At 73.3% G+C, this 5599-nt stretch carries 3 protein-coding genes and 1 pseudogene; 3 read left to right on the top strand and 1 reads right to left on the bottom strand.

The window, feature by feature from the left end:
- Window positions 1-80 precede the first annotated feature (80 nt).
- The gene (locus RWM17_RS11695; protein ID WP_314103879.1) at window positions 81-1352 is read right to left on the bottom strand and encodes an MFS transporter; all 1272 of its coding nucleotides are present in this window, start codon (window positions 1350-1352) and stop codon (window positions 81-83) included.
- A gap of 85 nt (window positions 1353-1437) precedes the next feature.
- Here RWM17_RS11695 and mnmA point away from each other — a divergent pair, with 85 nt between their 5' ends.
- The 3 genes and pseudogenes from mnmA to RWM17_RS11680 all read left to right on the top strand — a co-directional run.
- Window positions 1438-2559 carry a tRNA 2-thiouridine(34) synthase MnmA gene (gene mnmA, locus RWM17_RS11690; RefSeq protein WP_314103876.1) on the top strand — a complete coding sequence of 374 codons (1122 nt, stop codon included), beginning with the start codon at window positions 1438-1440 and terminating at the stop codon, window positions 2557-2559.
- Window positions 2556-4889, top strand: coding sequence for an NAD-dependent DNA ligase LigA (gene ligA, locus RWM17_RS11685; RefSeq protein WP_314103873.1), 2334 nt, complete (start codon window positions 2556-2558; stop codon window positions 4887-4889). The genes mnmA and ligA overlap by 4 nt, the downstream gene beginning before the upstream one ends.
- Before the next feature lie 107 nt (window positions 4890-4996).
- Window positions 4997-5599, top strand: a pseudogene (locus RWM17_RS11680) (hypothetical protein); the annotation flags it as partial.

Raw genomic sequence — 5599 nt, 5'->3', positions numbered from 1 at the left:
GAGCACGAGCACGAGCACGAGCACGAGCACGAGCACGAGCACGAGCACGAGCACGGACACGAGGAGGCGACGGCCAGGGCTCAGCGCAGCTCCCGCGGCACGTGCGGCGAGTACCGCGGCACGTAGCGCAGCAGGATGGCCGCCCCGACGAGGCCGAGCACGCCCATCACCCCGCTGGCCAGCGAGATCGAGACGACGGCGGTCAGCCCCGAGATGAGCAGCGGCGCGGCCGCGCTGCCGGCGTCGCCCGTGAACCGCCAGGCGCCGAGGAACGGCGCCGGGTCGGCCCGGTCGGCGAGGTCGGCGCCGAGGGTCATGAGGATGCCGCTGCCGATCCCGTTCGCGAGCGACATGAACATCGCCACCGCGATGAACCAGCCGACCCGGGCGTCGAGGTCGTGCGTGAGCGACAGGGCCAGGTACGAGATCGAGAGGCCGACCATCGACGGGACGGCGCTCCAGAGGCGGCCCCAGCGGTCCATGATCTGGCCGCTCGTGTAGAAGAGGGCGAAGTCGACGGCGCCCGCGATGCCGATGATCAGCGCCGTCTGCGGCGCGCTGATGCCGATGCTCACGGCCCAGAGCGGCAGGATCACCTGGCGCCCGGCCCGCATCGCGCCGATCAGCGCGGCTCCGCTGCCCAGCTTGACGAGGACGCCGCGATGGCGGGCGAGCGTGCGGAACAGGCCCTCCGCCTCCTTCGCGACCTCCTCCTCGCCGGGGGTCGGGGCGTCGACGGGCACGGCCGCCGCCGCCCGGCGCTCGCGGAGCACCTCGGACGGGTCGCGCAGCAGGAGCAGCACGACGGCCGCGCCGAGGCAGCCGGCGACGTGGATCCAGAAGGCGGACTGCGTCGAGCCGGTGAGGTGGATGGTGCCGGCCGCGAGGAACGGGCCGACGAAGTAGCCGAGCCGGAAGACCCCGCCGAGGCTCGAGAGCGCCCGCGCCCGGACCTCCACCGGCACGAAGCTCGTCATGAACGCGTGCCGGGCCAGGGCGAACACGGCCGTCGAGAGGCCGATCAGCAGCACGCCCCAGGCCAGCACCCACTCGTTCGGCGCCCACACGCAGGTCAGCAGCCCGACGATGCTCACGAGGGCGGCGGAGATCATGGCGGTGCGCTCGCCGATGCGGGAGACGAGCCAGCCGCTCGGGACGTCGCCGATCAGCTCGCCCACCAGGATGAGCGCGGCGACGAACGCCGCGAAGGGCAGGGTCGCCCCGAGGTCGCTGGCGACGACCGGGATGATCGGGATGATCGCCCCCTCGCCGATCGCGAACAACGCGGCGGGGAGGAATGCCGACAGGGCGACGGACCGGAACGAGAAGGCGGGGGAGGGCGTCGACGTCATGGCACCGGCCACACTATGCCTGCCTCGGCCGGGGTCGACCGCCCTGGCCCCGCCGGGCCCCGGCGCGGCTGCTTACACTTGACGGATGAAGATCCTCGCAGCGATGAGCGGCGGCGTCGACTCGGCGGTCGCCGCGGCCCGGGCGGTCGAGGCCGGCCACGACGTCGTCGGGGTGCACCTGGCCCTCAGCCGGATGCCCGGCACCCTCCGCACCGGCAGCCGCGGCTGCTGCACCATCGAGGACTCGATGGACGCCCAGCGCGCCGCCGACGTCATCGGCATCCCCTACTACGTGTGGGACTTCAGCGAGCGGTTCAAGCTCGACGTCGTCGACGACTTCGTGGCCGAGTACGCCGCGGGTCGCACCCCCAACCCCTGCATGCGCTGCAACGAGCGCATCAAGTTCGCCGCCCTGCTCGAGAAGGCCCTCGCGCTCGGCTTCGACGCGGTGTGCACCGGGCACTACGCGACCGTCGTCACCGACGACCAGGGCGAGCGAGAGCTGCACCGCGCCTCGGCCTGGGCCAAGGACCAGTCGTACGTGCTCGGCGTCCTCACCGCCGACCAGCTGGCGCACTCGATGTTCCCGCTCGGGGCCACGCCCTCGAAGGCCGAGGTGCGTGCCGAGGCCGCCGCCCGTGGCCTCAGCGTCGCGGCGAAGCCCGACAGCCACGACATCTGCTTCATCCCCGACGGCGACACCCGCGGCTGGCTCGCGGAGCGCGTCGGCGCCGAGCAGGGCGACATCCTCGACCGCTCGGGCGAGACGATCGGCACGCACCAGGGCGCGCACGCGTTCACGGTCGGGCAGCGCAAGGGGCTGAACGTCGGGTTCCCGTCGGACGACGGCAAGCCCCGCTTCGTGCTCGAGGTGCGACCGGTCGACAACACGGTGGTGGTGGGGCCGAAGGAGGCGCTCGACATCGCCGAGATCGCCGGCGGCTCGTACACGTGGGCCGGACGCGCGCCGGTCGACCCCACGACGGCGTTCGACTGCGACGTCCAGATCAGGGCCCACGCCGACCCCGTCCCGGCCGTCGCGCGGGTGTCGGTGGTCGAGGGTAGAACGGAGCTCGTGATCACTCCCCACGAGCCCCTCAGCGGCGTCGCCCCCGGGCAGACCGCCGTCGTCTACGTCGGCACCCGCGTGCTCGGCCAGTGCACGATCGACCGGACGGTCAGCGCCGTCCCGGTCCCCGCGCCGTGAGCGACGGGCCTGCGGACGACGGGGCCGTCCCCGACGTCACGCCCGACGACCTCGCCGCCGCCCGTGACGAGGTCGCGCAGCTGACGTCACGCGTCCTCGAGCTGCGCGACCAGTACTACGAGGGCAACGCCTCGACGGCGTCCGACTCCGACTACGACGCGCTCGTGCGGCGGCTGGCCGAGCTCGAGGGCGAGCACCCCGAGCTGCTGAAGGCCGACAGCCCAACGCAGACCGTGGGCGGCCGGGCCGAGACGACGCAGTTCGCCCCTGTCGAGCACGCCGAGCGCATGCTCAGCCTCGACAACGTCTTCAGCGACGACGAGCTCGCCGAGTGGGCCGGCAAGGTCGAGCGCGACGCCGGGGCCGAGCGCGTCCGGTTCCTCTGCGAGCTCAAGATCGACGGGCTCGCCATCAACCTGCGCTACGAGCACGGGGTGCTCGTCACGGCCGCCACCCGTGGCGACGGCGTCGTGGGAGAAGACGTCACGGGCAACGTCCTCACCATGGGGACGATCCCCGAGCGTCTCGAGGGCACCGGCCACCCCCCGATCGTCGAGGTGCGCGGTGAGATCTTCTTCCCGGTCGCCGAGTTCGACCAGCTGAACGCCCGCCAGCGCGAGGCAGGCGAGCGCGTCTTCGCGAACCCGCGCAACGCCGCGGCCGGCTCGCTGCGGCAGAAGGCCGAGGGCAAGAGCCCGGAGAAGCGCGCCCTGATGGACGCCCGCCTCCGCAGCCTGCGGATGCTCGTGCACGGCATCGGCGCCTGGCCCGTCCGCGAGCTCGAGCGCGACACCGACGTCCACAGCCAGAGCGAGGTCTACGACCTCCTCGCCTCGTGGGGCCTGCCCATCTCGACGCACCACCGCGTCTACGACACGGTGCCCGAGGTGGCGGCGTTCATCCACGACTACGGCGTGCGCCGGTCGAGCGTCGAGCACCAGATCGACGGCATCGTCGTCAAGGTCGACGACCTCGCCCTGCACGACGAGCTCGGCGCCACCAGCCGGGCGCCGCGCTGGGCGACGGCGTTCAAGTACCCGCCCGAAGAGGTGAACACCGAGCTGCTCGACATCGTCGTGAGCGTCGGCCGCACCGGTCGCGCCACGCCGTTCGCCGTGATGCGCAAGGTCGAGGTCGCGGGCAGCGAGGTGCGCCAGGCGACCCTGCACAACCAGCAGGTCGTCAAGGCCAAGGGCGTGCTGATCGGCGACACCGTCGTGCTGCGGAAGGCCGGCGACGTCATCCCCGAGGTGCTCGGCCCGGTCGTGGAGCTGCGCGACGGCAGCGAGCGGGAGTTCGTCATGCCCACCGAGTGCCCCGAGTGCGGCACGACCCTGCGCCCGGCGAAGGAGGGCGACGTCGACCTCCGCTGCCCCAACGCCGAGAGCTGCCCCGCGCAGGTGCGCGGCCGCGTCGAGCACATCGCCTCGCGCGGCTCGCTCGACGTCGAGGGCCTCGGCGAGGTCGCGGCGGCCGCGCTGACGCAGCCCGTCGAGCCGGCGACGCCGCCGCTCCGCACCGAGGCGGGCCTGTTCGACCTGACGATGAGCGACATCTTCCCCGTGCGGGTGGTCGTGCGCGACTCCGAGACGGGCATGGAGAAGCTCGAGGCCGACGGCGTGCCCAAGCTCGTCACGCCGTTCCGGCGGCGCCGTGCGAAGAAGGACGGTCCCTTCGACCCGGACGCCACGGAGTTCGCCGGCGACGAGACGAGCGTGCCGTCGAAGACGGCGATCGAGATGCTCGCCAACCTCGAGGCGGCGAAGACGAGCCCGCTCTGGCGCATCCTCGTCGGCCTCAGCATCCGCCACGTCGGGCCGGTCGCCGCCCGGGCGCTGGCCGGCCACTTCGGCTCGCTCGACGCGATCCGAGCCGCGACCCGCGACGAGCTGGCCGCCGTCGACGGCGTGGGCGGCATCATCGCCGACGCCCTGCGCGACTGGTTCGAGGTCGACTGGCACGTCGAGATCGTCGACCGCTGGGCCGCGGCCGGCGTCCAGCTCACGACGCCCGACCACCCGGGTCCCGGCGCGGCCGTCGAGGCCGGGGGAGTGCTGTCGGGCCTGACCGTCGTCGCGACGGGCAGCCTCGAGGGCTTCAGCCGGGAGGGCGCGCAGGAGGCGATCCTCGCGGCCGGCGGGAAGGCCGGCAACAGCGTGAGCAAGAAGACCGACTTCGTGGCCGCAGGCCCCGGCGCCGGGTCGAAGCTCACGAAGGCGGAGCAGCTCGGCGTCCGCATCATCGACGCGGCCGAGTTCGCTGTCCTCCTTAAGGAGGGCCCAGCGGGGCTCGCTGTCCCCGATTCGGGGGACGAATCCTCAGCTGACTGACGAAAACCCTGGTCAGGCGGCACCTCGCTCTCTTAAGATGAGGGCGCGCATCGGCCGGGGCTGTAGGGGGTCGTGGCTCGGGTGCGCACGAGAGGGAAAGACCCGACGTGCTGTTCCTCGCTGCAGCCATCCTGTCCGCATCGATCCACCTCTCCGGGGTGGTCGCCGGTCCCGTCGAGCCCGCAGCCGCGACGGTGGGCGCGAGCCCTGAGGTGCACGCCTGGGCTTCGACGGTCGTGCCCGACGCGCCCTCGTCTGCCGACTCCTCGCTGTCCGCCGCCTGCGCGGTAGCCGCGCCCGAGGGGTGCCTCACCGTCCTGGCGACGGCGAGCGATCACGAGCTCGACGACTTCGCCGACTCGCTGGACGCCTCCGGCGACGACACCGGCACGCTCGTCGATGCGGTCGCCTCCGTCCGGACCGCCCCCGAGGTGGCGTCCTGGTGGGCCGACCTCGCCCCGTCGCGGCAGCTGGGCCTCGTCGCCCGCGTGCCCGGCCTCGTCGGCAACCTCGAGGGCGTGCCCTACACGACCAGGGACCAGGCGAACCGGCTGTTCCTCGTCGAGGCGCGCGCCGCCGTCGACGAGCGTCGGGGCACCCGGGACGAGCGCCGCGACGACGACGCCCGCGCCGCGATGCTCGGCCAGGTCGCCGCGGCCGGCGGCGGCCGTGCGGTCGGCGACGCCGACCGGCACCTCGTCGTGCTCGAC

The organism is uncultured Frigoribacterium sp. (assembly GCF_963515265.1).
GTDB lineage: Bacteria > Actinomycetota > Actinomycetes > Actinomycetales > Microbacteriaceae > Frigoribacterium.
Note: the sequence above shows the minus strand (reverse complement) of the source record. Positions and strands in the feature narration are given on the sequence as shown.